General features: G+C 73.7%; 22 protein-coding genes. 12 read left to right on the top strand and 10 right to left on the bottom strand.

Annotated elements, in window-relative coordinates:
- Positions 1-105 precede the first annotated feature (105 nt).
- Positions 106-1,287: an ROK family protein gene (locus ACFYNS_RS29665; RefSeq protein WP_388605880.1), complete on the bottom strand. Its 1,182-nt coding sequence runs from the start codon at positions 1,285-1,287 to the stop codon at positions 106-108.
- A 198-nt stretch (positions 1,288-1,485) separates the two neighbouring features.
- Between ACFYNS_RS29665 and fdhD the strand changes: the two genes are divergently transcribed.
- Positions 1,486-2,400, top strand: a complete 915-nt coding sequence (gene fdhD / locus ACFYNS_RS29660) for a formate dehydrogenase accessory sulfurtransferase FdhD (RefSeq protein WP_388605878.1) — start codon at positions 1,486-1,488, stop codon at positions 2,398-2,400.
- Positions 2,401-2,473: 73 nt separating this feature from the next.
- Here the strand turns inward: fdhD and ACFYNS_RS29655 are convergent, their stop codons facing one another.
- The gene (locus ACFYNS_RS29655) at positions 2,474-3,499 is read right to left on the bottom strand and encodes a bile acid:sodium symporter family protein (protein WP_388605876.1); all 1,026 of its coding nucleotides are present in this window, start codon (positions 3,497-3,499) and stop codon (positions 2,474-2,476) included.
- Between the two features lie 366 nt (positions 3,500-3,865).
- Here ACFYNS_RS29655 and ACFYNS_RS29650 point away from each other — a divergent pair, with 366 nt between their 5' ends.
- Both ACFYNS_RS29650 and ACFYNS_RS29645 read left to right on the top strand, forming a co-directional pair.
- Positions 3,866-5,692, top strand: a complete 1,827-nt coding sequence (locus ACFYNS_RS29650) for an AMP-dependent synthetase/ligase (protein WP_360292294.1) — start codon at positions 3,866-3,868, stop codon at positions 5,690-5,692.
- 136 nt (positions 5,693-5,828) lie between these two features.
- A complete protein-coding gene (locus tag ACFYNS_RS29645; protein ID WP_388605874.1) occupies positions 5,829-6,668 on the top strand; it encodes an aldo/keto reductase in 840 nt (279 codons plus the stop codon).
- A 34-nt stretch (positions 6,669-6,702) separates the two neighbouring features.
- Here ACFYNS_RS29645 and ACFYNS_RS29640 read toward each other — a convergent pair whose 3' ends face one another.
- Entirely contained in the window at positions 6,703-7,098 is a 396-nt protein-coding gene (locus ACFYNS_RS29640) for a 4a-hydroxytetrahydrobiopterin dehydratase (RefSeq protein ID WP_360292298.1), read from the bottom strand.
- Between ACFYNS_RS29640 and ACFYNS_RS29635 the strand changes: the two genes are divergently transcribed.
- Together ACFYNS_RS29635 and ACFYNS_RS29630 are read left to right on the top strand one after the other, a co-directional pair.
- Positions 7,097-7,969 (top strand): helix-turn-helix transcriptional regulator, encoded by an 873-nt coding sequence (locus ACFYNS_RS29635; protein ID WP_360292301.1) that lies wholly within the window; start codon positions 7,097-7,099, stop codon positions 7,967-7,969. The two genes, ACFYNS_RS29640 and ACFYNS_RS29635, sit on opposite strands and share 2 nt — an antisense overlap.
- Before the next feature lie 21 nt (positions 7,970-7,990).
- Positions 7,991-8,299, top strand: a complete 309-nt coding sequence (locus ACFYNS_RS29630; protein WP_360292303.1) for a YrhK family protein — start codon at positions 7,991-7,993, stop codon at positions 8,297-8,299.
- Between the two features lie 172 nt (positions 8,300-8,471).
- On the opposite strand, the gene ACFYNS_RS29625 is transcribed toward ACFYNS_RS29630, so the two are convergent.
- Complete coding sequence (locus tag ACFYNS_RS29625; protein WP_388605872.1) at positions 8,472-8,840, bottom strand: VOC family protein; 369 nt, start codon at positions 8,838-8,840, stop codon at positions 8,472-8,474.
- Positions 8,841-9,243: 403 nt separating this feature from the next.
- On the opposite strand from ACFYNS_RS29625, the gene ACFYNS_RS29620 reads away from it, so the two are divergent.
- The gene (locus ACFYNS_RS29620) at positions 9,244-10,377 is read left to right on the top strand and encodes a fatty acid desaturase family protein (RefSeq protein ID WP_388605870.1); all 1,134 of its coding nucleotides are present in this window, start codon (positions 9,244-9,246) and stop codon (positions 10,375-10,377) included.
- Positions 10,378-10,384: 7 nt separating this feature from the next.
- On the opposite strand, the gene ACFYNS_RS29615 is transcribed toward ACFYNS_RS29620, so the two are convergent.
- Complete coding sequence (locus tag ACFYNS_RS29615) at positions 10,385-12,550, bottom strand: phage holin family protein (RefSeq protein ID WP_388605868.1); 2,166 nt, start codon at positions 12,548-12,550, stop codon at positions 10,385-10,387.
- A 298-nt stretch (positions 12,551-12,848) separates the two neighbouring features.
- Here ACFYNS_RS29615 and ACFYNS_RS29610 point away from each other — a divergent pair, with 298 nt between their 5' ends.
- Positions 12,849-13,625 carry an MBL fold metallo-hydrolase gene (locus ACFYNS_RS29610; RefSeq protein ID WP_360292315.1) on the top strand — a complete coding sequence of 259 codons (777 nt, stop codon included), beginning with the start codon at positions 12,849-12,851 and terminating at the stop codon, positions 13,623-13,625.
- Entirely contained in the window at positions 13,622-14,287 is a 666-nt protein-coding gene (locus tag ACFYNS_RS29605; RefSeq protein WP_360292318.1) for a VTT domain-containing protein, read from the top strand. Before ACFYNS_RS29610 ends, ACFYNS_RS29605 begins: the two co-directional genes overlap by 4 nt.
- 49 nt (positions 14,288-14,336) lie before the next feature.
- On the opposite strand, the gene ACFYNS_RS29600 is transcribed toward ACFYNS_RS29605, so the two are convergent.
- Positions 14,337-15,716, bottom strand: a complete 1,380-nt coding sequence (locus ACFYNS_RS29600) for an MBL fold metallo-hydrolase (protein ID WP_388605866.1) — start codon at positions 15,714-15,716, stop codon at positions 14,337-14,339.
- Positions 15,717-17,021 (bottom strand): aminotransferase class I/II-fold pyridoxal phosphate-dependent enzyme, encoded by a 1,305-nt coding sequence (locus ACFYNS_RS29595; protein WP_388605865.1) that lies wholly within the window; start codon positions 17,019-17,021, stop codon positions 15,717-15,719.
- 544 nt (positions 17,022-17,565) lie between these two features.
- Here ACFYNS_RS29595 and ACFYNS_RS29590 point away from each other — a divergent pair.
- The 3 genes from ACFYNS_RS29590 (at position 17,566) to ACFYNS_RS29580 (ending at position 19,430) form a co-directional block, all read left to right on the top strand.
- Entirely contained in the window at positions 17,566-18,093 is a 528-nt protein-coding gene (locus tag ACFYNS_RS29590; protein ID WP_360292327.1) for a CBS domain-containing protein, read from the top strand.
- A gap of 69 nt (positions 18,094-18,162) precedes the next feature.
- Positions 18,163-18,972, top strand: coding sequence for a methyltransferase domain-containing protein (locus tag ACFYNS_RS29585; protein WP_360292330.1), 810 nt, complete (start codon positions 18,163-18,165; stop codon positions 18,970-18,972).
- Between the two features lie 95 nt (positions 18,973-19,067).
- Positions 19,068-19,430 (top strand): VOC family protein, encoded by a 363-nt coding sequence (locus ACFYNS_RS29580; protein ID WP_360292332.1) that lies wholly within the window; start codon positions 19,068-19,070, stop codon positions 19,428-19,430.
- Between the two features lie 66 nt (positions 19,431-19,496).
- On the opposite strand, the gene ACFYNS_RS29575 is transcribed toward ACFYNS_RS29580, so the two are convergent.
- Both ACFYNS_RS29575 and ACFYNS_RS29570 read right to left on the bottom strand, forming a co-directional pair.
- Positions 19,497-21,509 carry a DUF5107 domain-containing protein gene (locus ACFYNS_RS29575; RefSeq protein WP_388605862.1) on the bottom strand — a complete coding sequence of 671 codons (2,013 nt, stop codon included), beginning with the start codon at positions 21,507-21,509 and terminating at the stop codon, positions 19,497-19,499.
- Positions 21,510-21,876: 367 nt separating this feature from the next.
- Positions 21,877-22,731: a helix-turn-helix domain-containing protein gene (locus tag ACFYNS_RS29570; RefSeq protein ID WP_388605860.1), complete on the bottom strand. Its 855-nt coding sequence runs from the start codon at positions 22,729-22,731 to the stop codon at positions 21,877-21,879.
- A 26-nt stretch (positions 22,732-22,757) separates the two neighbouring features.
- On the opposite strand from ACFYNS_RS29570, the gene ACFYNS_RS29565 reads away from it, so the two are divergent.
- Entirely contained in the window at positions 22,758-24,038 is a 1,281-nt protein-coding gene (locus tag ACFYNS_RS29565) for an MFS transporter (protein WP_360292340.1), read from the top strand.
- Here the strand turns inward: ACFYNS_RS29565 and ACFYNS_RS29560 are convergent.
- Positions 24,016-24,708, bottom strand: a complete 693-nt coding sequence (locus tag ACFYNS_RS29560; protein ID WP_388605858.1) for a 4'-phosphopantetheinyl transferase family protein — start codon at positions 24,706-24,708, stop codon at positions 24,016-24,018. The two genes, ACFYNS_RS29565 and ACFYNS_RS29560, sit on opposite strands and share 23 nt — an antisense overlap.
- Positions 24,709-24,821: the final 113 nt, after the last annotated feature.

Raw genomic sequence — 24,821 nt, 5'->3', positions numbered from 1 at the left:
GTGCGGTGCGCTGCGCTGTGCGTCGTACGGGCCGGGGGACGCTTCGCGGCCGGGCCGGGAGGTGGGGCGCGCGGTGTGCGGAGTCGGGGGGCGCCGGAACCGGGGTTACGCGGGCGAGAACAGGTGGTCGCTGGTGAGCCGGGCGGCACCCGTCACCCCCGCGAGCTGTCCCAGCTCGCCCAGGACGATGGGGAGGTTGCCGGTCGCCAGCGGCAGCGACTGGCGGTAGACCTGGGTGCGGATACTGGCCAGCAGGGTGTGGCCGAGCCCGGTGACACCGCCGCCGATGACCACGAGCCCGGGGTTGAAGAAGCTGACCAGGCTCGCGATGATCTGGCCCACCCGGGCGCCGCCGTCCCGGATGAGGTCGAGCGAGGTGCCGTCCCCCGCGGAGGCGGCGGTGGCGATGTCGGCCGCGTCGAGCCGCCCCTTCTCGGCCAGCAGCCGGGCCAGTTCGGGCGACCGGCCCTCCCGGGCGGCCTCCTCCGCGTCCCGGGCGAGGGCGGCGCCGCCGAAGTACGCCTCCAGGCAGCCGCGGTTGCCGCAGGTGCACTGGCGACCCTCGGGTTCGACCTGGATGTGCCCGATGTCGCCCGCGCTGCCGGTGGTCCCGCGGTGCACCTCGCCTCCGACGACCACTCCGCAGCCGATCCCGGTGCCGATCTTGACGCAGAAGAAGTCCCGCACCGAGCGCGCGACCCCGGCCTGCATCTCGCCGGTCGCCATCAGGTTCACGTCGTTGTCGACCATCACCGGGCAGCCCAGTTCCTGACTGAGTGCCTCCCGGACGGGGAAGCCGTCCCAGCCGGGCATGATCGGCGGTGCGACGGGGGTGCCCTCCGGGAACCGGACGGGTCCGGGAACGCCGATGCCCGCACCGTCGAACCCGTCGGCGACCCCGCTGTCGCGGAGTTTGGCCACCATCGCCAGCACCTGGTCGAAGACCGCGACAGGCCCTTCACGGACGTCCATGGGCTGGTTGAGGTGGCCCAGGATCTCCAGTTCCGGGTTGGTGACCGCGACGTCGACGGAGGTGGCGCCGATGTCGACCCCGAGGAAGCGGAGGCCGGGCGCCAGCCGGATGTTGTGGGAGCGGCGCCCGCCCCGGGAGGCGGCGAGGCCGTCCGCGACGACCAGCCCCGTCTCCAGCAGCCGGTCGACCTCGACGGCCAGCTTGGAGCGGGACAGGTCGACCCGGTCCCCGAGTTCGGCGCGGGACCGCGGGCCGCCGTCGCGCAGCAGGCGGAGCAGCCGCGCCTGGTGCGCGTTCGCGGGCCGTGCAGTCATGCGCCTCACCGCTACCCCTCCAGCCGTACGTGTCGGCGTCGTGTCCGGGAAAGTACGGGGAACGTAGCAGCGGCGGCCGGAGTTGGAAAGAAGTTCTGCACAAACCCGTGCGACTTCTTCCCGGGAATGGACAAAGAGCGTCCCCGCGGGAGCCGGCCGGTTGCCTTAGGGTCGGAGCGACCAGGAGGTGAGGACACCATGGGCAGGGTCACCGCACGACGCCCCGTCGTACGCGTCCGGGAGGGAGCGGTCAGCACACGTCCGGACACCCTCGTCACCGAGGAACCCCTGGAGATCCGGCTCGGCGGCACGCCGTTGGCGGTCACCATGCGCACCCCCGGCGACGACTTCGCGCTGGCGACCGGATTCCTGGTCAGCGAGGGAGTCGTCGCCGAAGCCGAGGACATCGCCGGTATCTCCTACTGCGGAGACGCCCGCGACGAGGACGGCGCCCGCACCTACAACACGGTCGACGTACGCCTCGCCCCGCACGTCCCCGCACCCGACATCGCCGGGCTGGAGCGCAACGTCTACACCACGTCCTCCTGCGGACTGTGCGGCAAGGCCAGTCTGGACGCGGTCCGCACCACGGCGCGCTGGGAACTGGACCGCGAGCGTCCGCACGGCGTCGGCACCGGGCTGCTGGCCCGGCTCCCGGACCGGCTGCGCGCCGCCCAGCGGGTGTTCGACCGTACGGGCGGGTTGCACGCGGCGGCGCTGTTCTCGGCCACCGGCGAACTCCTCGACGTGCGCGAGGACGTGGGACGGCACAACGCCGTGGACAAGGTGGTGGGCCGCGCGGCGCGGGACGGCGCGCTCCCGCTGCGCGACGCGCTGCTGATGGTTTCGGGGCGCGCCTCGTTCGAACTGGCGCAGAAGGCGGTGATGGCGGGCATCCCGGTGCTGGCGGCCGTCTCGGCGCCGTCGTCCCTCGCCGTCGACCTGGCGGAGGAGGCGGGGCTGACCCTGGTCGGGTTCCTGCGCGGCTCCTCGATGAACATCTACGCGGGGTCGCACCGGCTGGCACTGCCGGCCGCCTCGGCCCTGTCCGCCGCCTCGGCCGTGGACACCGGTTCGGCCGCGGACACCGGGTCGGCCACGGAGACCGGCTGAGCAGGCTGCCCGGCTGCCCGGCTGCCCGGCTGCCCGGCTGCGAGAAACCGTCCCCGGGCCGAGCATCCGCCCGTCAGCCGCGGACCGCGCTCGGGCCGGGTGCGGCCTCCCATCCGGGTTCCGGTTCCGGAGCGGTGTCCGGAGCGGACGGCTCCCGGGCCCATCGCCGCGCCAGGTAGGCACAAACCAGCAGCTGCATCTGATGGAAGAGCATCAGCGGCAGCACCGCGACGCTCGCCTCGGCGCCGAAGAGCACGCTGGCCATGGGCAGTCCGGCCGCCAGGGACTTCTTGGAGCCCGCGAAGCAGATGGTGAGGCGGTCGGCCCGCGCGAAGCCCAGCCGGCGGGCGCCGAACCAGGTCAGTCCCAGCATGGCGGCCAGCAGTACGGCTTCCACGCCGAGGAGGGCCGGGAGCCGGACGGGGCTTACCGCGCTCCACACGCCCTCGGTCATGCCCTGGCTGAACGCGGTGTAGACGACGAGCAGCACCGAGGAGCGGTCCACATACCCCAGCGCACGCTTGTGCCTGGTCAGGAAGCCGACCAGGCGGCGGCGGAGCAGCTGCCCCGCGAGGAAGGGCGCCAGCAGCTGGGCGGCGATGCCGAGCAGGCCGTCGGCGGAGAGCGCGGCCCGGCCGCCGATGAGCCAGGCGGCCAGCAGCGGGGTGGCGAGCATGCCGAGCAGGCTGGAGTAGGTGCCCGCGCAGATGGCGGCGGGCACGTTGCCGCGGGCCAGCGCGGTGAAGGCGATCGAGGACTGGATGGTGGAGGGGACGAGGCAGAGGAAGAGCAGCCCGTCCTGGAGCTGCGGGGTGAGCACGTAGGGGACGAGCCCGCGGGAGGCGAGCCCCAGCAGCGGGAAGACGACGAAGGTGCACGCCACGACGGCCAGGTGCAGCCGCCAGTGGCGGAGCCCGTCCACCGCCTCGCGGGTGGACAGCCGCGCTCCGTAGAGGAAGAAGAGCAGACCGACGGCCGCCTTGGTGGCCCAGGCGAACCCGTGCGCGACCCCGCCCGACGCGGGCAGCAGGACGGCGACCAACACGGTGGCCACCAGCAGCAGGATGTAGGGGTCCAGGAAGCGGGCGATGCGACGCATGCCGACCAACATACCGATCTGCGGAATCACTCTTCCGGAGTACTCGGGGGTCCGGGGACCGCAGCGAGTCCCAGGGAGGCGCCCTCCGGCGACGTCTCCGGCGACCCCCGTGGGACGCCGCTCCCCCGCCGTCACCCCACCCTCCGGTGACCCGCACTTTTCGCAAACACTCCGGTTCGCTCGCGAATATTCGGTGCAGAAAACCGATGGGCGGGGAAACGGCCTCGCGGGCATCCGCGAGGAGGTCGGCGAACTGTCCCAATTGACCGACTGACCTGCATCGACACCCCTGCCGATCACGGCCTGCCATCGGATACGGTCCTCGCGCGGTGCCACCTGGTACCGCGCAGTCGAGGAGCAGAGCCTTTGCGCGAGTTCACCGTTCCGGCCCTGACGACCACGCCCCAGGTCGGCGGAGTGGCCGATGCCGTCTTCGCGCACGCCGAGCGGACCCCCCACCTGCCGCTGCTCGCCCGCAAGGGCCGGGACGGCGGCTGGCAGGACGTACCGGCGGCGCAGTTCCGGGACGAGGTCATGGCAGTCGCGAAGGGTCTGCTGGCCCAGGGTGTCCGGTTCGGCGACCGCGTGGCGCTGATGTCGCGTACGCGCTACGAGTGGACGCTGCTGGACTTCGCGCTGTGGACACTCGGCGCCCAGTCCGTGCCCGTCTACCCGACCTCCTCGGCCGAGCAGGTCGCCTGGATGCTGTACGACGCCGAGGTGACGGCCGCCGTGGTCGAGCACGAGGACCACGCGATGACCATCGGTTCGGTCGTCGACGGGCTGCCGCGGCTCGAGAAGCTGTGGCAGTTCGACTCCGGAGCGGTGCAGGAGCTGATCGCCGCGGGGGCGCACCTCGAGGACGAGGTCGTCCACCGGCACCGGCTCGCGCTCACCCCGGACACGGTCGCCACCGTCATCTACACCTCCGGGACCACCGGCCGCCCCAAGGGCTGTGTGATCACGCATGCCAACTTCATGGCCGAGACCGACAACATCATCGCCCGGTACGACGGGGTCTTCAGCGCCAAGGCCGGGGAGCAGGGCTCCCTGCTGCTCTTCCTGCCGCTGGCCCACGTCTTCGGCCGGATGGTGGAGGTCGCGGCGGTGCGGGCCGGGCTCAAGGTGGGGCACCAGCCGGAGATGACGGCGCGGGCACTGCTGCCCGACCTGGCGGCGTTCCGCCCCACCTTCATCCAGGCGGTCCCCCACCTGTTCGAAAAGATCTTCGCGAGCGCGCGCCGCAGGGCCGAGTCCGAGGGGCGGCTCGGCCCGTTCGAGAAGGCCGTTGAGGTGGCCGTCCGGTACGCCGAGGCCGTCGAACACAAGGCGTTCGGCACCGGCCCCGGCCCCGGCGCCTCGCTGCGGATGCAGCACCAGTTCTACGACAAGTTCGTCTACGCCAAATTGCGGGAGGCCATGGGCGGCCGCTGCCGGTACGCCATGTCGGGCGGCTCGGCCATGGAGCGGCGGCTGGGCCTGTTCTTCGACGGCGCCGGAATGCGGATCTTCGAGGGGTACGGGCTGACCGAGACGACGGCCGCCGCCGTGGCCAACCCGCCCGAACGCCCCCGCTTCGGCACCGTCGGGCAGCCGGTGCCCGGCACCACCGTGCGGATCGCCGAGGACGGTGAGATCATGGTCCACGGCGGTCAGATCTTCGCCGGCTATCTGAACAACGCGCGTGCCACCCAGGGCACCCTGCGCAACGGCTGGTTCACCACCGGCGATCTGGGCGCCCTGGACGACGACGGCTATCTGACGATCACGGGCCGCAAGAAGGAGATCCTGGTGACCTCCAGCGGCAAGAGCGTCTCCCCCGGCCCGCTGGAGGACCGCGTCCGCGAGCATCCGCTCGTCGGGCAGTGCATCGTGGTGGGCAACGACCGGCCGTACGTCTCCGCGCTGCTCACGCTCGACGAGGAGGCCGTGCAGCACTGGCTCGCGATGCGCCAGAAACCCGAGACGGACCCCGCGGACCTGCTGCGGGACGAGGACTTGGAGACGGAGATGCGCAGGGCGGTGGTCGCCGCGAACACCCAGGTGTCCCAGGCGGAGTCGATCCGCACGTTCCGCATCCTCGCGACGCCGTTCACCGAGGAGGACGGATTGCTGACCCCGTCGCTGAAGCTGCGGCGCGCCTCGATCGAGGCGGCCTGCGCGGCGGAGATCGAGGCGCTGTACCGGGGCTGAGCGATCCGGTCCCGCACGTGAGCGAAAATGTGTTCGACGCGGAATAGATGTCCGGCGCTGCTCGCTGACCCCGGGGGCGGAACAAACGCCGACAGCGAAGCAACACACGCACCACACTGAACGTAAGGACCCACGCGTGAGCAACGTTCCCACCATCACGCTCAACAACGGCGTCACGATGCCGCAGCTCGGCTTCGGCGTCTGGCAGGTGCCCGCCGACGAGGCGGCCACGGCGGTGACCACGGCGCTGGAGTCCGGCTACCGCAGCATCGACACCGCGGCGGCGTACGAGAACGAGGAGGGTGTCGGCCGCGCACTGGCCGCCTCCGGACTGCCCCGCGACGAGGTGTTCGTCACCACCAAGCTGTGGAACGCCGACCAGGGGTACGACACGACCCTGCGCGCCTTCGACGCCTCCCTGGCCAAGCTCGGCCTGGACTTCGTCGATCTGTACCTGATCCACTGGCCGATGCCGGAGGTCGACAGGTACGAGGAGACCTGGCGGGCCTTCGAGAAGATCCACGCCGACGGGCGCGCCCGCGCCATCGGGGTCTCCAACTTCCAGCCGGCCCACCTCAACCGGATCATCCAGCTCGGCGGGACGGTACCGGCCGTCAACCAGATCGAGCTGCACCCCAGGCTGCAGCAGTCGGTGCCGCGCGCCTTCCACGCCGACCACCACATCGCCACCGAGGCGTGGTCGCCGCTCGGCCAGGGCGGTGACCTGCTCGACGACCCGACGCTGGGCGGGATCGCCGAGCGGCACGGCAAGACCGTCGCGCAGGTGGTGCTGCGCTGGCATCTCCAGCTCGGCAACGTGGTGATCCCCAAGTCGGTCACCCCCTCCCGGGTGCGGGAGAACATCGACCTGTTCGACTTCGAGCTGAGCAGCGAGGAGATGGCCCGGATCGCGGAACTCAACACCGACACCCGGATCGGCCCCGACCCGGACACCATGAACTGGACCGGCGACTGACACCCACCGGGGCCGCCGCCGCGGCGTGCGGCCCTCAGCTCGCCCCGTGGCCCGGCGCGATCTCCTCGATCCGCCGGGCCAGGGCGATGTCCAGCTCGGTGACCCGCCCGCCGGCACTGTGCGTGTTGACGGTGACCGAGAGCGCGTTGTAGCCCAGCGTCAGCTCGGAATGGTGGTCGAGCTCCTCCTGCAGCGCCGCGATGTGCATCGCCATCGCCGCCGCGGGAAGGTGCCCCGGCAGGGAATAGCTGCGCGAGACACTGTCACCGTCGGTCGTCCAGTACGGAAGACCGGCCAGCGCCTGCTCGGTCTCCTCGGGGGTCAGCGGCTGGGGCGCCATGAGGGTCCCTTCCTCGATCGGCTGCGGGCCGGCCGGACGGCGGTCCGGGGCTCCAGCCTGCCACGCTGCGTCGGTTACCGTCTGGTCCATGACGCTTCTGTCCGGGACGCACTCCGACGCACCCTCCGTCGGGACGCTGCTGCGCGGGTGGCGCGAACGCGCGGCGCTCAGCCAGCTCGAACTGGCACTGCGCGCCGACTCCTCCGCACGCCACATCAGCTTCATCGAGACCGGGCGCACCGCGCCCAGCCGCGAGATGGTCCTCAAGCTGGCGGCCACCCTGGACGTCCCGGTACGCGAACGCAACACGCTGCTGCTGTCCGCCGGCTTCGCGCCGGCCTTCGCCGCGACCCCACTGGACGACCCCGCCCTCCAGCAGGTGCGGGGCGCGCTGGAGCGGATGGTCGCCGCCTACCAGCCCTACCCCGCGCTGGTACTCGACGGCTGCTACACGGTGGTGGCCGCCAACACCGGCCTGGCCGCACTGCTGGAAGGGGTGGCCCCGCACCTGCTGGAACCCCCGCTGAACGCCATGCGGATCACCCTGCACCCCGAGGGGCTCGCGCCCCGCATCCGCAACCTCGCCGAGTGGAGGGGCCACCTGCTGGACCAGATGGGCCGGCAACTCGCCCTGCACCGCTCCCCCGCGCTGCGGGCCCTGCACGACGAGGTCGCCGCCTATCCGATGCCGGGCACGGACTCCCCGGCGCCCGGGGACACCGCGGGTCCCGTGCCCGGGGACCCCGCCGCCCCGGCGGACGGCGCCCGTACGGCGGACACGGCGGACCAGCCGCGGTTCGCGCTGCCCCTGGTCATCGAGCACGGCGGACGGACCCTCTCGTTCCTGTCCACCATCGCCACCTTCAACACCCCGCTGGATGTGACCGTCTCGGAACTCGCCGTGGAGACCTTCCTCCCGGCCGATCCGGCGACGGCCAAGGCACTGCACGGCACCGGGTGAGATCCGCTAGCGTTCCTGACCGTGTCTCAGAACCCCCCACACCAGCACAGAAGCGGCAGCCTCACCCTGCATCTCGGCAAGGAGGAGCTGGTCGTCCGGCAGCGCTACGAGACGGCCAGCGTCGCCAACGACGTCCTGATCGCGGTCTGGTTCCTCATCGGCAGCATCATGTTCTTCTCACCCGAGTGGACCCGCACCGGAACCTGGTGCTTCGTGTTCGGCAGCGTGGAGCTGCTGATCCGCCCGGTCATCCGGCTCACCCGGCAGTTGCACATCCAGAAGATGCGCGGCGGCACCCGCGGGATGACCGCCTCCGACCAGGACTACTGACGTTCCCGCGCGGGTTCCCCGGTGCTGTCTCCTGCCGAGGACACCCCTCGGCAGGAGACAGCACCCGAGGACGCGCGGCGCCCGACCCGTGCTGACGGCCCGCGGAGCCACTACCGACAGGCGGTCCCCGCCGCAGACGTCCGACGGCCGGCACGGGCACCGCGGAACAGGGTCACCGGGCCGGGATCGGCTGAGTGAGGTTCACCGCGTTGCCGTCGGGGTCCTGGATGTGGGCGACGCGCTGGCCCCATGGCATGTCCTCGGGGCCGCTGCGGACCGAACCGCCCAGCGCATCCACCCGGCCGAGCGTCTCGTCGACGTCGTCCACACCGATGCTGAGCAGGATGCGCGGCGCTGCCGCGGCCCCCGGGTCCGCCTTGGCCACCAGCCCGAGGTCGGTGTCGCCGATGCGCAGGCCGAGGTAGAACGCCGGGCCCTCCGCCGGCACCCGGAAGATCTCCTCGGCGCCGAACAACTGCGTGTAGAAGCCGAGCAGAACATCGTGGTCGGCAGTGAGGATCACTGGCTGAATGGTGGACATGGCACTCCTGTCGAGAACGGTCGTGTCACTGGACAGACCGTTCGGGGACGGTGGACTCATCGGGAGGACCGCCCGCGGGAGGAGCAACGACACACACGGCCGACCCACCACCAGCGCGAGCACCCCGAACCCACGACACGCCACCTCCCTGCCCGGTTGCTTCATGACGGCGCAGCGTCACGGACCGCCGTGGGCACCGGCTCGGTGCGTATGCGCCGGAAGCCGGCCCCCTTCGGCGTGCACAGCGGCCGTCTCCCCGAGGGGCTGACCCTGAGGACCGGCCTCAGGGATGCCCCCGAGACCCGGTGTAGCCAGGTACACCCGGCGCGGAGGGCAACCCCCCGGCCCGGCAGGCGGGCTGTGCGGCTGTCGGCAGCGGCCCGCGGCCGGAAGGCTGGTGGGCATGACGACAGCGATCGACGCACCGCAGCCGCGGACCGCCCAGGACTCCGGCAGTGCCGCCCCGCGGGCCGCACGGGAGGGTTCCGGCGGAGGGCGGCAGGGCAGCGACTTCTCCCGGCTCTCAGCGCGGATCTCGGACGCCGGGCTGATGGACCGCAGACCGCTCCACTACGCCGTACGCCTCACGCTCGTCGGGCTGGCCTTCGCCGCCGGGTGGGTGGCCCTGTTCACCGTGGGCGTCTCCTGGTGGCAGCTGGCCATCGCCGGGTACCTGGGCGTGGTCTACGGCCAGCTCGCGCTGGTCGCCCACGACTTGGCGCACCGGCAGGTGTTCCGCGGCCGCCGAGCCAGTGAGGTGTTCGGCCGCACGGTGGGCAATCTGTGCATAGGGATGTCGTACGGCTGGTGGATGAACAAGCACACCCGGCACCACGCCAACCCCAACCACGAGGACCTCGATCCGGATGTCGCGCCCGACATCCTGGTCTGGTCACGGGAGCAGGCAGCCCAGGCGCGCGGGCTGCCCCGGTTCGTGGGACGGCACCAGGCGGCGCTGTTCTTCCCGCTGCTGACGCTGGAGGGCTTCAATCTGCACGTCTCCAGCTTCCGGGCACTGCGCCGGCCGCACCTCAAACACAGGGGACTGGAGGGCGGGCTGCTGCTGGTGCACACCGCCTGCTATCTGGGTGCGCTGTTCTGGGCGCTGCCGACCGGCATGGCACTCGCGGTGCTCTTCGTCCACCACGCCGTCTTCGGCGTCTATCTGGGCAGCATCTTCGCGCCCAACCACAAGGGCATGCCCACACTCAAGGGCGACGAGCGCCCGGACTTCCTGCGCCGCCAGGTGCTCACCTCGCGCAACGTGCGGGGCGGGCCGCTCACCGATCTGGCTCTGGGCGGACTCAACTATCAGATCGAGCACCATCTCTTCCCGAGCATGCCGACCCCGCACCTGCGCAGGGCCCGCCCCCTCGTCCGCGACTACTGCGCCGAACTGGGCGTCCCGTACCACGAGACGGGACTGCTCACCTCCTGGCGCGAGGCGATGCGCCACCTGCGGGACGTGGGCACGCCGATCCGGGAGGGCGCCGGGACGGCAGGGCAGACCGAGGACGCCGGGAAGCCGACGGACTGATGGGCAGTCAGCCGCCGGGCGCCGCGGGCAGCGGCTCCTGCGCGCCGGCCGACCCGGCGGTGCCGTCAGCCGGTCCGGCCTCTTCCGAGGCCGCGGCAAGATGGTCGGCCCCGGGCAGCAGGCGCGGCTCGGCCGACTCCGCCAGCCAGCGCCGCAGCACCCGGTGCACGGCCTCCGCACCCACCAGCGACTGCCCCGGCTCGACCGGCGGTGACAGCTCCAAGGGAGAGAGCAGGAACGCGTCGCTCTGCTCACCGCCCAGCCCGCCGTGCGAGCCGATCTGCTCCTCGAAGGCGTGCACCGCACCGGTGGCCGGATCGAGGGCGGAGTTGACCATGACGTCCGGAGCGTGCGGGAACCGCGCCGTACGCAGCAACGCCTGGCGCGCGCCCGCGCCGAACGGGGCCAGCGGGTCGCGGCGGCCGACCACCTCGCCGGTCTCCAGCCGGTGCTCGCATCCGCCCGCGCCCAGCGCCACCGGTCCGTGCTCCGCGCTCAGCACCACCGCGAAGCCGATACCCGGGTGCTCGGCCAGCGTGGGCAGCAGTGCCGGGCGCAGCTCCTGGATGCGCTCGCGGGTCAGCCGCCCGGGGTGCTCGGGGAAGGAGATCAGCCCCAGGTTGCCGGAGGCCAGGACGACCGGTCCGGTATCGCGCCGGGGGGTGCGCGCCGCCTCCTGGCCGGAGTCCTCGGGGCGGCGCAGGGCGGCGCGCGCCGCGGCCCGTGCCTCCGAGCCGCTGGCCGTCCGCCCGGCGCGGCGGGGCACCTGCAGCCCGCTGCCCGCCCGGACCAGGTCCTCCAAGGTCAGCCCGTACGCGTGCTCGAACGTCTCTCCGAAGCTCTGCCCGTGGTCGGAGAGCAGCACCAGCCGATACGGGCGCGGCGCGTGCTCGGCGACCTTGGCGATCAGCCGTACCGAACGGTCCAGCCGCCGCAGCACCTGCCGGGTGTCCCTGCCGCGCGGCCCCGAGTGGTGTGCCACCTCGTCGTAGCCGACCAGGTCGGCGTAGACCGCCGTCCGGCACCGGAGCATGTCCCCGAGCACGGCAGCCACCACCACGTCGCGCTCGACGACGGTCGCGAAGGCCCGGACGAACGGGTACAGCCCGCCGCGGCCCACCCGCGGCCGGTCGCGGCGCAGCAGCGCACGGGTGGACTGGACCATCTCGCGGAGCACCTCGGCGACGAACGAGACGGCGGTGCGGGTCGCGTTGGCGGGGTCGGAGAAGTAGGCGAAGTACCCGGCGCGGGAGCGGGTCTCCTTGCCGCGGCGGGCCGAGACCGACAGCACCAGTGCGACCTGCCGGGCGCCGCCGGTGAACAGGTTGCCGCGGCTGGCTCCGTCCTGTGCGAGCAGGCCCGGGTCGCCGGTGCGCTCGACGGCGCGGCGCTGGAGTTCGGCCGCGCTGGTGGGCCGGTTGCTGACCACGACCTCGCCGGTCTCCTTCTCGTACCAGCGGAACGCGGGCACGTCGGCGTTGCTGCCGTGCAGGATGCCGAGCTGGCTGGCGCCGGTCTGGCTGGACCAGTCGGTGCGCCAGCGGGTGAGCCGGTGGGTGCGCCCGTACAGCCCGGCTACCGCGGGCATCAGCGGCTCGCCGCCGGGCGGTGCCTCCAGCGCCTCCTTGAGCACCGCGTGCCCGAGTCCGTCGAGCTGCAGGAAGACCGTGCCGGGGGTGCGGGGCGGCGCGCCCTGGCCCTCGCGCCGCCTTCTGCGGCCCGCGATCCGGGCCAGCCGGTGCCGGTAGCCCCGGTCGTCGCGGACCGCGAGGAGAGCGTTGGTCGCCGAGGAGGCCGCGGACATCGCGGCGGCGACGACGACGGACATGGACGGATCCGCGCTGCCCCTGCCGTAGGGGATCAGGGACAGCGCGAGCCACAGCAGCGACCCGTTGAGGAAGAAGACGAGCAGTCCGAGGACCAGCGCCGGCACCAGCAGGAAGGCACGCACCAGCAGCGGCCACACCAGGGCGCTCAGCAGTCCGAAGACCCCGGCGCCGACGGCGGCCGTGATGCCGATGACGGTGGCACTGTCGCCGCCTGCGGACTGCAGCCGGAAATCCGGCAGCACTCCGGCGAGCACCAGCATCGTGAGGGTGCCGGCCAGCCAGACGGCTCCGACGCGGAGCGAGGCCGCGCCCAGCCTGCGCCACGGTATGCGGGGAACGCGCACGCCCGTCAGGTCACCTCCCTCACGGTTGACGGAACAACCTCCACTTTTGCACAGTCTCGTCCGGCGGCAGGAGGGCGCTCGAGGCGTGCGCGAGGCTCACGGACGGCGCGGGTCGGCGAGGGGCCGGGGTCGGCGGGGGCCGGAAAGGGCGGCGGGGGGCGGGAGCGGCCGGGATCGGAGACGGCCAGGGGCCCGGACCCCGGCGGGACGCACTCGGAGGCGGCGGTCCGGTCGCCCCGGTGCGCGCTTAGGCTCGTAGAAGCCGCAGCAGCCGACGAGGTCCCGGAGAGGAGCGCACGTGCCGGTCGAGGTCACCTGGTGGGGACATGCCACCGCCACCGTGCGGGACTCCGGGGTCACGGTGCTGACGGACCCGCTGCTGGTACGCCGGCTCGCCCATCTGCGCCGTCGGCGCGGGGCGCTGCCGCCGCCGCACGCTGCGCGCGCCGACCTGGTCCTCGTCTCCCATCTGCACGCCGACCATCTGCACCTCGGCTCGCTCGCCATGCTGGCGCCGGGCACCCGGGTGCTGGTGCCGCGCGGTGCGCTGCGGGCCGTGCCCGGACTGCGGCGGCTGGCGCCGGTCCTGGAGTTCGTCGAGGTCGTCCCGGGCGACGAGGTCGAGGCGGGCCCGCTGACCGTCCGGGCCGTCCCCGCCGCGCACGACGGGCGGCGGCTGCCGCTGGGACGGCACACGGCTCCCGCGCTGGGCTTCGTGGTGGCGGGCGAGGAGCGCACCTACTTCGCGGGGGACACCGGGCTGTTCGACGGGATGGCGCAAGCGGTCGGCGCCGTGGACACGGCGCTGCTGCCCGTCGGCGGCTGGGGGCCCTTCCTGGGCGAGGGACATCTGGACGCGGGCCGCGCCGCCGAGGCGCTGGCCCGGCTGCGCCCGCGCAGCGCGGTGCCGGTGCACTTCGGCACGTACTGGCCGGTGGGCATGGACGCGGTCAGGCCGCACGAGTTCCACTCCCCCGGCGCCGAGTTCAAGCGGCTGGCGGCGCGACCCGCGCCGGAGGTCGCGGTACACCTGCTGGGGCACGGGGAGAGCGTGCGGCTGGAGGCGGACAGATGACCGGTGCGCTCCCGGACGGCCTCGGCGCGGTCGCCCACACCGTCTCCGAGGCCGTGGTGCGCCCGCCCGAGTCCACCCAGCAGGCACTGGGCTATCCCTCACTGTTCCTGCTGGTGGTACTCGGCTCGCTGGTGCCGGTCGTTCCGACGGGGGCGCTGGTCAGCGGGGCCGCAGTGGTGGCGCTCCACCAGAGCATGCCGGTGCTCGCGCTGCTCGCCGTCTTCGGCGTCGCCTCGCTCGCCGCCTTCCTCGGCGACCTGGGACTGTACTGGCTGGGCAGGCGCGGGGTCGGCTCCCGGAACGGCTCCCGCTGGCTGTCGGCGCTGCGCGAGCGGGCCGCTCCCGAACGGCTCGCGCAGGCCGACGCCCGGCTGCGTACGCACGGGGTGACGGTGCTCGTCGTCTCCCGGCTGATCCCCGCGGGACGGATCCCCGTGATGCTCGCCTGCCTGCTGGCCCGGATGCGGATGCGCGAGTTCGCCCGCGGGGACGTCCTGGCCTGCCTGGCGTGGGCCGCCGCCTACCAGCTCGTCGGCGTCGCGGGCGGCTCCCTCTTCCGCCGGCCCTGGGAGGGGATCGTCGCGGCTGTCGCGCTGACCCTGCTCCTGAGCGCCGCCCCGGCGGTGTGGCGCCGGTTCCGCGGGGCACGCAGCTCGGAGTAGCCCTGCCGCGGGCCGTCCGGCGGCAGAGGCCGGCGCCTCTCGCCGGGAGCTACGCCGCCTCCAGGATCCTGGAGGCCCCCACCGGGAGGTCCCACAGGTCCTCCCGGGGGCGCCCCGCCTCGGCCCAGGCGTTGCGTACCCGGGTGAGCGGCTCCAGCGGGGGCTCTCCGGAGAGCAGGAAGGTGGACCAGTGCATGGGTGCCATCCGGCGCGCGCCCACGTCCTGGCAGGCGCGCACGGCCTCCTCCGGATCGGTGTGCACGGGACGCAGCATCCAGCGCGGGTCGTAGGCGCCGATGGGCAGCAGTGCCAGGTCGACACCGGCGAAGCGACGGCCGATCTCGGCGAACCAGTGGCCGTATCCGGTGTCACCCGCGAAGTACACGCGCTGCCCCTGCGGGACGGTCAGCACCCAGCCGCCCCACAGGGAGCGGCAGGTGTCGGTGAGGGTGCGCTTGGACCAGTGGTGGGCGGGCACGAAGTCGAAGCGCACCCGGTCCCTGCCGCCGCCCTCCGCCGCCGAACCGTCCCGCCGTGCGGGCAGCTCGGCCCCCTCCCACCAGTCCAGTTCGGTGACGGTGGTGAAACCGCGCTTGCGGCACCAGGCGCCGAGCCCGGCGGGGACGAACAGCGGAGTGGAGCGCGGCAGTCTGCGCAGGGTGGGAGCGTCGAGGTGGTCGTAGTGGTTGTGCGAGATGACGACGGCGTCGATCGTCGGCAGGTCCTGCCAGGCCACCCCGACGGGGGTGATGCGGGCGGGAGTGCCGAGGATCTTCCGCGACCAGACCGGGTCGGTCAGCACCGTGAGACCGCCGATCCGCACCACCCAGCTGGCGTGCCCGGCCCAGGTGACCGACAGGCCGTCGGGGCCGGGTTCGGGGAGCGGGCCCGGTGCGAAGGGCAGCTGCGGGATCTCCTCGGCGAGGGCCGTTGCGACCGGCCGCATGGCGCCCTCGCGGGCGAGCCTGGCCAGCGCCCGGACACCGGGCAGCGGCGAGGTGAGCCGGTGTGCGAAGGAGCGGGGCCAGACCCGCCGGGCACCGACCGGGCGCGGCGGGGAGAGGGCGGGCGGGAGCGGCTGCAGGAGCACGTCGGTGGGACCGGGCCGGGTGCTCCCCCCGGCGCAGGGCGGGGACACGGGCCCCTCGGCGGCCGGCTGGACACCGTCGGGTGCGCCGTCGCCCGCGGCATCCTGCCGGGCGGCGGCCTCCGAGGGCTCGGTCCCGGACGCGCCGGGTGCCCCCGCGGCGGGCGTCCCGGAGGACGTCCCCGCGGGCCTCCCGGCCGGGGTTCCGGCAGGCGGGGTCTGGGCCGAGGAGGTCTGCGGCGAGGGGGTCTGCGCCGGTCCGGAGGTCTCCGAGGCGGCGGCCCCGTCCGGCCGGGGGGAGGAGGGAGAGCGCTCGGAACGCTGCCCGGTCCGTTCTGTCATCTACCGACAACTCCCATCCGTGAGGTCGACCAGCACCGACTGCACCTGCGCCAACGTCTCGGCGGCTCCGGGCCATTCCTGCGGGTGCGGCCGCGCGGTCGGTCCGGCCGCACCCGGGGCCACCGGCCCGCCCGCGCCCCCGGCCCGCCCGGAGGACCGTGCCGCACCGGCCGCGAGGTCCGTGGTCAGCCGCACCCGCAGCTCTCCAGGGTCGTCGCCGAAACGGTGCCCGCCCCGCACGTACGGGCCCAGCCGCCGCACCAGCTCGGCCTCCAGCCGAGCCGCGTCGGTGACGCCGCGCGCGGCCAGGCGCGGCCGGAAGGGGTCGAGGTCGACGTACAGGTGGCGGCCCAGATGCGGCGGGCGGCACACCGCGCCCGCCGCGGTGACGGCCCGGTGCAGCGCGCGGGCCTGCTCACCGCGCAGCCGGGCCGCCTCGGCCCGCCGGGACAGCAGCTCGGGGGGCTCCCGGAGCATCGCGGCGGCCGCCGCCGCGACCGGGCCGGGCAGCCCTGCGCCGAGCTCGGCCAGCAGGTGGTGCACTCGTTCGCGGAACGTCCTGCCGCGCTCCGTGTCGGCGAACCGGGCGATCCCCGGGGACAGCCCTGGGGATGCCTCGGCGGGACCGGGACCGGGACCGGCGCCGGGGCCGGAACCGGGGCCCTCCGCCGTCACTTCGTCCGTCGCCTCGAGTCCGGCGAGCACCACCACGTGGTCGGCCCGTCCCGCCTCGGTGAGCATCTCGGCCGGACTGACGACGACGGTGTCGTGCGGGTCGTGCGAGGTGTCGCGCCAGGTCTCGTCGCTGACGATCAGCAGTCCCTCGGCGACGGCGGCCTCGCACACCTCGTGCAGCAGCTCGGGCGGTGCGGCGGTACCGGTGATGTCGTCGGCGACGGAGAGCACCAGCGCGTGCGGGAACTCCCCCGCGTCGCGGGACCTGCGCACCGCCTCCAGCAGCGCGAACGGGTCCGGGACGCCGCCGCACTCCGCGGGCACCGGAACGGTGTGCACCGTCCGGCCCAGCTGTCGCGCCTGCGCCGCGTGCCAGGGCGGACACGGATGCGGAAGCAGCACGCTGCCGGGCGCCCGCAGTCCCTCGCCGCCACCCTCGGGCGCACCGGCCGCGGCCGCCAGCACGGTGAGCAGCAGCAGCGGAACGCCGGGGGCCACGGCGACCTGCGGAGGGCCGGTCGGCAGGCCGCGGCGGTGCCAGTAGCCGCAGGCGGCTTCGCGGACGGCAGCCACGGACGGGACGGCGAGCAGCTCCGCGCTCCCTCCCCCGATCTGGTCCGTGCGCCGCATCACGTGGCCTCCGCCGCTTATCGGACAACCTTTCTTGCGTACACCTTCCCAGAAGGCGGTGGCACCGGCAGCGCCGACACGTGCGGTTTCGCTCCTGGGCAGGAGCCCGCGCGGCGCCCCGGTGCGGGCCCGTCGCACGGCGGACCCCGGGCACGGCTCGGGCGGCGCCGGGCCCGCGGGCTGGGGACGGGCCACGTCGGGAGGGGCCACGGGTCGGGAGGGGGCCGGACGGCGGGGGCCGGCAGCAGCGGGCAGCCGGGGCGGGCCGGACGGCGGCGCCGGACGCCGACGTGGGAGCGGCGGAGGGCGGCGATCGGGCTCGCACGGGTGAGCACCGAGCGGCCCGGGCGGCGCCGGAGCGGGACTGCCCGGTGGCGGGGAGCGGGACCGGCGTCGGACGGCGACATCGAGCCGGTGGGCCCCAACTCCCGCCCATCGCGGGGGTGTCGGCGGCGCGTCTGCGGGTACGCCGTGCTGTCCCATGGGGGGAGGGAGCACACGGCGCGGACGAGGCAACCCGGAGAACCGGAGAAGAGGACAGGACATGGCGCGGTTGGTGCGAGACATCATGACGCCCGCGGCGACGACCGTCCGTCCTGACGCGTCCCTGGTCGAGGCCGCCCAGTTGATGCGCGCGCAGGACATCGGGGACGTGTTGGTGGTGAAGGACGGCAGGCTGCTCGGGCTGCTCACCGATCGGGACATCACTCTGCGTGCGGTGGCCGACGCGGTGGATCCGCTGGGCGTGAACTGCCTCTCGGCCTGCACCCGCGACCCGGTGACCGTCTCGCCGGACACGGAGCTGCGGACGGCGGTGGAGCTGATGCGTACACACGTGGTGCGCAGACTGCCGGTACTGGACAGCGGTCGGCTGGCGGGGATGGTCAGCATCGGCGATCTGGTGCGGGAGAGCGATCCGGAGTCGGTCCTGGCCCACATCAGCCGTGCCGTACCGGACTCCGGACCGGACCCGGACATCGGCGCGGCACCGGGACAGGGCTCCGAAGCACCTCGCGGCGCAGGGGCGGGACCGCCCGCCGAACAGGAGGACGGTCCGCCGCACTCCGAGTGAGGGGGACGGGTCGTCCATATCGTGGAATACTCTTGCTCGCATAGCGAGACGGCGAGCTACAGTGCGCGCATGGCACACGAGACCGCCGTGTACACCCACGGCCACCACGAGTCCGTCCTGCGCTCGCACCGGTGGCGCACCGCCGCCAACTCCGCCGCCTACCTCCTCGACGAGCTGCGTCCGCACCACCGGGTCCTGGACATCGGCTGCGGACCCGGCACCATCACGGCGGATCTGGCCGCGCGGGTGCCGCAGGGCTCGGTCACCGGACTCGACGCGGCGTCCGGAATCCTGGAGCAGGCCCGTGCCACCGCACGGGAACGCGGGCTCGCCAACACCGCCTTCACCACCGGCGACGTGCACGCGCTCGACTTCGCCACCGGCGACTTCGACGTGGTGCACGCCCACCAGACGCTGCAGCACGTGGGCGATCCGGTGGGCGCGCTGCGCGAGATGCGCCGGGTGTGCGCGCCCGGCGGAGTGGTGGCGGTCCGGGACGCGGACTACGGCGGCATGTTCTGGTACCCGCATTCCCCCGGCATGGACGCCTGGCTGGATCTCTACCGGCGGGTCGCGCACGCGAACGGCGGCACCCCGGATGCCGGACGGCGGCTGCACGCATGGGCCCGCGCGGCGGGCTTCAGCGACATCACCGTCACCACGAGCACCTGGTGCTTCAACACGCCGGACGAACGTGCCTGGTGGAGCGGACTGTGGGCCGACCGCACCGTGGCCTCCGGCTACGCGGCGCTCGCCGTCGAGGGCGGCCTGGCCGACGAGGACGAGCTGCGCGGGATCGCGGAGGCGTGGCGGGCCTGGGGACGGGAGGAGGACGGCTGGTTCACGGTGGTGCACGGCGAGATCCTCTGCCGCGCGTGAGCGGTCGCGGGCGCCGCGACGCGCGGGCCGACAGCAACTGCGCGTTTCCGTACTGTGGTTCGGCGCGGCGGGCGGTCCCGTTCTAGGGTGGTGCCATGGATATCCTGGGGACCTCGCTGCGTATCTGCGTCGACGATCTGGACGCGGCCGTGCCGGTGTACGAACGGCTGGCCAGTGCGGAGGCGATGCGCTTCCAGAACGGTCCCGTGGAGGTCGCGGCGGTCGGTCCCTTCTTCCTGATGAGCGGTCCCGAGGAGCATCTCGACGTGCTCAGCAAGGTCAAGGCGACCCTCGCGGTGAAGGACGTGGACGACGCGCTGGCCGACCTGCACACCGTGGGGGCCCAGATCATCGCGGGTCCCAAGGCCACTCCGATCGGCCGCAATCTGGTCGCCCGCCATCCGGACGGCAGCGTCTTCGAGTACGTGGACCGCAAGCAGGACGCCCCCGAGCAGTAACGGGACCACGCTCCCGGTGCGGTTTCCACCGGGAGCTCCGCGGCAGCCTCGCCGACCCGCCGGTCCCTATGGCCGCATACGGAAGTCGTATCGGGCCGGGAGCGGGTCGGAGGTGAGCGCCTCCCAAGTGTCGCTCAGCACCTCCTCGCCCTCCCGCAGGTCCTCCACCTCGAAACCGGCATCGAACAACGCGCGGGCGCCCGCGGTGTCGCCCTGGGCCAACAGGATGCGCGCGCGCAGCAGTCGGCAGCGGCCGCGCTGTTGCTGCTGCCGGGACAGGCCCGCCATCACCTGCTCGGCTTCCTGCGCCCGGTCCTCGGCCAGCAGCGCTTCGACCGCCTCCGCTGCCAGGGCGGTGAGTGCCGCCTCGGCAGCAGGGTCGCTCGGATCGAGCCGCTCGCGTGCGTCGCGCACGGCCGCCAGAGAGCGCTCCGCGGCACGGGCTCCGTTGCCCTCCTGCCGGTCGGCGACGGCCAGGCAGCGCAACGCGGGCCAGCGCGCCCCCTGTTCGAGGGACCGCTCCCAACTGCGCACCGCCTGCGAGCGGTCACCGGCGTGCCATTGCGCGACGCCCAGGTGGTAGTCCACCTCGCGCCACGAGGCAGCGCCCGCCGCGGCGGAGTCCGGCTCCGCGTCGGCGGACTCCAACAGCTCGCGCCACTCCGGTGCGACCAGCGTGGGGCCCGGCGGAAGGTGTTCCGGGCCGCCGGGCAGTGTGCCGGTGTGCAGCAGCGCGGTCCACGACCGCTGCTGCTCGCCCTTGGTCTCCGGCGGGAACGGTGTACCCGGAAGGGTGAAACCGCCGCGCTCCACCTCCAGCGCCCCCCAGCCGGAACCCGACGCCAGCCAGCCATCCGTCGGTTCCCCCTCGGGGGCCGTGTCCGCGCAGGGCCGCCAGGCCGCGTACGCCTCCTCAACCGTGCCGCGCGGCAGTGCGCTCGCCAGCCGCTCCTCGGTGTGCGCACGGGCCGCCGCCCAGTCCGCGCCGTGCACCGTTTCCGGATCGGCATCGAGCGGGCCGTACGCCTCCAGCCAGGCGAACTCGCCGCCCGCCTCCAGCGGCAGGTGTTCCAACTGGGTGCGGGCCAGCCCCGCCTGGATCTCCACGTACCCGGGCGTGCCCGGCTCCGTCAGCCACTCCTGCCAGCGTCTGCCGCCCGGTCCGGCGCCCCAGACGAACAGCTTGCGGCCGCACAGCAGGTCGGTCGAGGTCTGCACCAGGCCCCGCCCCTTCTCGTCGAGGGCGGCGATCCACTTCCGCGAGGGTGCGGGCACCTCGTGGAAGTAGTCGGCGGGGAACCGGCTGCCCAGCGGATAGCTCAGATCGACGCCCTCCCACTCGGGCACGGGTATCCGGCGCAGCGTGCGCTCGTAGGCGAAGTACCAGCTCTCCTCGGCCGGGGCGAGCACCCGCGTCCCCGGGCTCTCGGGAACCGCGATGTTGGACCACCAGTACACCGGCACGGTGCGGTGGTGCGGGTTGCGGATCCGGGCGCCGACGTAGAGGAAGTCCGAGTCCTCCGGCAGCCACAGGTCGACCTGGAACGGGGTGTCCCGCAGCCGCTCCCACTCCCACAGCCGCACCATCGCACCGTCCCCGCCGGGTGCGGGCACCCGGGCCGCGTGCAGGGGTGCGCAGGAGAGCGTCGTATGGCCGGTGGCACCGATGTTCCACTCGACGCCCCCGGAGAACCAGGCTCCGTTGAGGGCGAAGTCGGCGGGCTGGAAGACCGGGTTCGCATACAGCAGCTCACGCCCGGTCGGCTTGTGGAACAGTGAGGCGAGGCGGCCGCCGAGGCCCGGGTGGACGGTGGCGCGCAGTCGTGCGTTCTCCAGGACGATCGTCTCGAGCGCGGTCGGGGTGCGCTGCCGTCCGTAGCCGTCCAGCACGCGGGTGGGCAGCACCGACCGCAGTGGGGCGTAGCCCACCTGGCGTGCCATCTCCGATGGCAGCGCGGCACGTTCGGCTCCGTCCAGGACGTGGGCCTCGTCCCGTGGCAGCAGCGCGGGCAGCGGGTTCTCGGGACCGAGCGGCGCGGCGGGCAGGGTCCTGGTGCTGCGTCGTACGGTCGTGGCCACGGCAACCTCGCTTCTTCCATACGTCCACGGGCGCCACCGCCTGACCGGGACCCCCCGATGACCATGGAACACGCTCCGTCGGCCGCACGCCAGATCCTTTCCCCGGCGATGCCCCGGCGCCGGCAGGACCGTCGGCACACACGGGACGACGGGGACGGCCGGGGCAGCCAGGACGGCCGGGGCTTGGGGGGCAGCCGGGGCTTGGAGGGCAGCCGGGGCTTGGAGGGGGGTACGCGTCACGCCGCCTTCCGGCGGGCCGCCGAGACCCGTCGCACTCGGGCCTCCCCTCCCCCGGACCGCCGCGCCACCACGCCCGCGGCACCGGGCCCCGGGCGTCCGGGCCCGCGGAACTCAGACCGCGCCGCGCTCACGAGGGGGCGAAGTAGTCCCGGGGCGTGGTGCCGAGTGCGCGGCGGAACATGGCGGTGAAGGCGCTGGGCGTGGCATAGCCGACGGCACCCGCGACCGCGGTGACGGGGGAGCCCCGCGCGAGCAGGGTCACCGCGTGCACGAGCCGCGCCTGCTGCACCCAGCGGCCCAGGCTCATTCCGGTCGCGGCGGTGAAGTCGCGCTGCAGGCTCCGGGGGCTCAAATGCGCGAAGGCCGCCGCCCGGTCGGTGGTCCAGGAATCCGCCGGAGACCGCCGCACCGCATCGCAGAGCGCCGCCAGCCGCGGGCTGTCCGGGGCCGGCAGATGCAGCGCCGGCACGGGATGCGGCGTGAGCTCCCGCAGCAGCAGGGCCATCACGTGTCCGTCCCGGCCCTCGGCCTCGTACTCCACCGGCAGCCGGGTCGCCTCCTCGATCAGTTCCCGCAGCAGCGGCGGGACGGAGACCACGGTGGGGACGTCCGGCAGCGCCACCGCGGCGGCCGGATCGAGGTAGAGGGTGCGCATCGCCACCGGTCCGGCACACCGCATCTCATGGGTGAGCCCCGGCGGCACCCACGCACCACGGGTCGCCGGAACCACCCAGGTGCCGTGGCCGGTGACGACCGTGATGGCGCCCGTGGTGCCGTAGATCAGCTGAGCACGCCGGTGGCAGTGCGGCGGGATGTGGTGACCGTCGGGCAGATCCCGCGCCATCGCCGCGACCGGCCGGGGAACCTCCTGGTAGTCGTCCCGGTCCTCGCTCTTCCCGTACATGGCCCACTTCGCCGCCGCCCCCAGCTCCGGGTTGGCGCACTCTCGACAGTTGCTGGCGTACCGGCGAAAGTCTGCCACGCTGCGCGTCCCTAGCCTCATTGCCCGTGAGCCACTCTTCCGCGGTCCCCGCCGAACCGTCCGGCCGCTTCCACCGCCGGATGCTGCTGCTGGCGGTCACCAGTGCCGTCACCGCAGCCAACGTGTATCTCAGCCAGCCCCTGCTGGAGGGCATCGCCCGGTCCCTGGGCGGCGGTCCCGCTCTGCTGGGAGCCGTCCCCACCGCCACCCAGCTCGGCTACGCCACGGGCATCCTGCTGCTGGTGCCGGCAGGCGACAGCCACGACCGGCGCCGCCTGATCCTGACGCTGGGCGCCCTCTCCTCGCTGGCGCTGGCGGCCTGCGCGCTCGCCCCCACCGCGGAGTTCCTGCTCGCCGCCGCCTTCGCACTCGGCCTGTGCTCGCCGGTGCCCCAACTGGTGACGCCGCTCGCGGTCGCCCTCGCGGAGCGGCGGAGGGGCGCGGTGGGACGGAGGGACGCGGTGGGGCAGGCGGTCGGCAGTGTGCAAGCCGGACTGCTCGTGGGAGTACTGGCCTCCCGTGCCTACTCCGGCCTCCTCGCGGAAGCCGTCGGGTGGCGCGGCGTCCACCTGTGCTCCTGCGCGCTGACCCTGGCGCTGGTCGCTCTGCTGCGCTCGGCGCTGCCATCCACACCGCACATGCCGGCCACCCCTTCCTCCTCGGTGCCGAGCTACCGCGCCGCGCTCGCTTCCCTGCCCCGGCTCGCGGCACACCCGCTGGTGTTCCGGATCGTGCTGTCCGGGGCGCTGGTCGGCGTCGCCTTCGGTGCGTTCTGGACCAGCCTGACCTTCCTCCTCGGCAGCCACTACCACTACGGACCGGCCCGGATCGGCCTCTTCGGGCTGGTGGCCGCGGCCAGTGCCGCGGCCTCGCCGTGGGCCGGGCGGGCAGCCGACCGAAGGGGACGCCGCGGCGCGTCCGCGGCGCTCCTCGCGCTCGTCCTGGCGGGATGGCTGGTGCTGCTGCCCGGCGGAGGCTCGCCGTGGTGGCTGATCCCCGGAGTGGTGCTGCTCGACATCGGGGTGTGGGGCAGTCAGGCGGCCAGTCAGACCGTGCTGTTCACTCTCGACCGCAGCCTGCACAGCCGCCTCAACACTGTCTGGTTCACCTCGCGCTTCCTGGGCATCGCGCTCGGCTCCCTGGCCGGCTCGCTCGCCTGGACGACCGGCGCCTGGCCCGCCGTCGTCGCGGTGGGCCTGTCGTTCAGCGCCCTGGGCCTGCTCGTCGCGGTCCTGCCCGGCGGCGACCGGCGGACACCGGTCGTGCCCCGCACTGAGCGAGCACTCACCCGACCTCGTGTGCGGTGATCTGCCGCAGCGCACTCGCGGCAGCGTAGCCGGGCGGCGCCGGAAGATCCGCGAGCCGCCACCCCGGCACCGGAGCCGGATCCTCCAGCGCGCTGACGTAGGTGACCGAGGGGTCCTCACCCAGCCCCGTCCCGGTGCCCTTCAGATACGCCTCTTTCCGGGTCCAGCAGCGCGCGAACACGGAGGGCAGTGCCGCGGTGTCCACGACCGCCGCCAGTTCGGCCTGCTCCCGGGGGTGCAGGGCGGTCATCGTCTCGCGCGCCGTCCCGGCGGTGGGGAACTCCTCGACGTCCACACCGACGGGCACGGCCGCGAAGGCCAGCAGCACCACGTCCCCCGCGTGCGAGAGGGAGAAGTGCACCGGGTCGCCGGGGACGATCGGCCGCCCGTGCGGGCCCCCGCACACCGGGCAGTCCGCACGGGCCAACCGCACCTGTGCGGGATCCAGATCGAGCAGCGCACCCAGCTCCCTGCGCAGCGCACGATGCGCGACGAGGTACCGGTCGCGGTCCGCGGACCGGACGAAGGCCTCGGCCCGCTCCCGCTCCTCCTCGGACAGTGCCGCGAGCGCACCGGGAACCCTGGTCGCGGCGGCCTGCTCGGAGACCCGGAGCACGCGAACGGCCGGAGAGCTGGCGGGACCATCGATACCGGGTGCGACGCTCGTCATGCCGTGACCGTACCCGAACAGACGAGTGCGGCGCTGCTCCTTCGAGCTACCGGAACTCTCGTACGGACCGCGAGAACGGACGGCAGGCGGACGCGGGGCGACGACGGGACTCG

This window comes from Streptomyces sp. NPDC006925, assembly GCF_042869575.1.
In the GTDB taxonomy this organism is placed as follows: Bacteria; Actinomycetota; Actinomycetes; order Streptomycetales; family Streptomycetaceae; genus Streptomyces.
This window is presented reverse-complemented; position numbering and strand designations above follow the sequence as displayed.

Coding starts and splice junctions, on each gene's coding strand:
- ACFYNS_RS29560 (WP_388605858.1), bottom strand. CDS start 24,708: ATGACGAGCGTCGCACCCGGTATCGATGGTCCCGCCAGCTCTCCGGCC.
- ACFYNS_RS29595 (WP_388605865.1), bottom strand. CDS start 17,021: ATGCGGCGCACGGACCAGATCGGGGGAGGGAGCGCGGAGCTGCTCGCC.
- fdhD (WP_388605878.1), top strand. CDS start 1,486: ATGGGCAGGGTCACCGCACGACGCCCCGTCGTACGCGTCCGGGAGGGA.
- ACFYNS_RS29620 (WP_388605870.1), top strand. CDS start 9,244: ATGACGACAGCGATCGACGCACCGCAGCCGCGGACCGCCCAGGACTCC.
- ACFYNS_RS29605 (WP_360292318.1), top strand. CDS start 13,622: ATGACCGGTGCGCTCCCGGACGGCCTCGGCGCGGTCGCCCACACCGTC.
- ACFYNS_RS29600 (WP_388605866.1), bottom strand. CDS start 15,716: ATGACAGAACGGACCGGGCAGCGTTCCGAGCGCTCTCCCTCCTCCCCC.
- ACFYNS_RS29580 (WP_360292332.1), top strand. CDS start 19,068: ATGGATATCCTGGGGACCTCGCTGCGTATCTGCGTCGACGATCTGGAC.
- ACFYNS_RS29625 (WP_388605872.1), bottom strand. CDS start 8,840: ATGTCCACCATTCAGCCAGTGATCCTCACTGCCGACCACGATGTTCTG.
- ACFYNS_RS29655 (WP_388605876.1), bottom strand. CDS start 3,499: ATGCGTCGCATCGCCCGCTTCCTGGACCCCTACATCCTGCTGCTGGTG.
- ACFYNS_RS29590 (WP_360292327.1), top strand. CDS start 17,566: ATGGCGCGGTTGGTGCGAGACATCATGACGCCCGCGGCGACGACCGTC.
- ACFYNS_RS29585 (WP_360292330.1), top strand. CDS start 18,163: ATGGCACACGAGACCGCCGTGTACACCCACGGCCACCACGAGTCCGTC.
- ACFYNS_RS29665 (WP_388605880.1), bottom strand. CDS start 1,287: ATGACTGCACGGCCCGCGAACGCGCACCAGGCGCGGCTGCTCCGCCTG.
- ACFYNS_RS29635 (WP_360292301.1), top strand. CDS start 7,097: ATGACGCTTCTGTCCGGGACGCACTCCGACGCACCCTCCGTCGGGACG.
- ACFYNS_RS29640 (WP_360292298.1), bottom strand. CDS start 7,098: ATGGACCAGACGGTAACCGACGCAGCGTGGCAGGCTGGAGCCCCGGAC.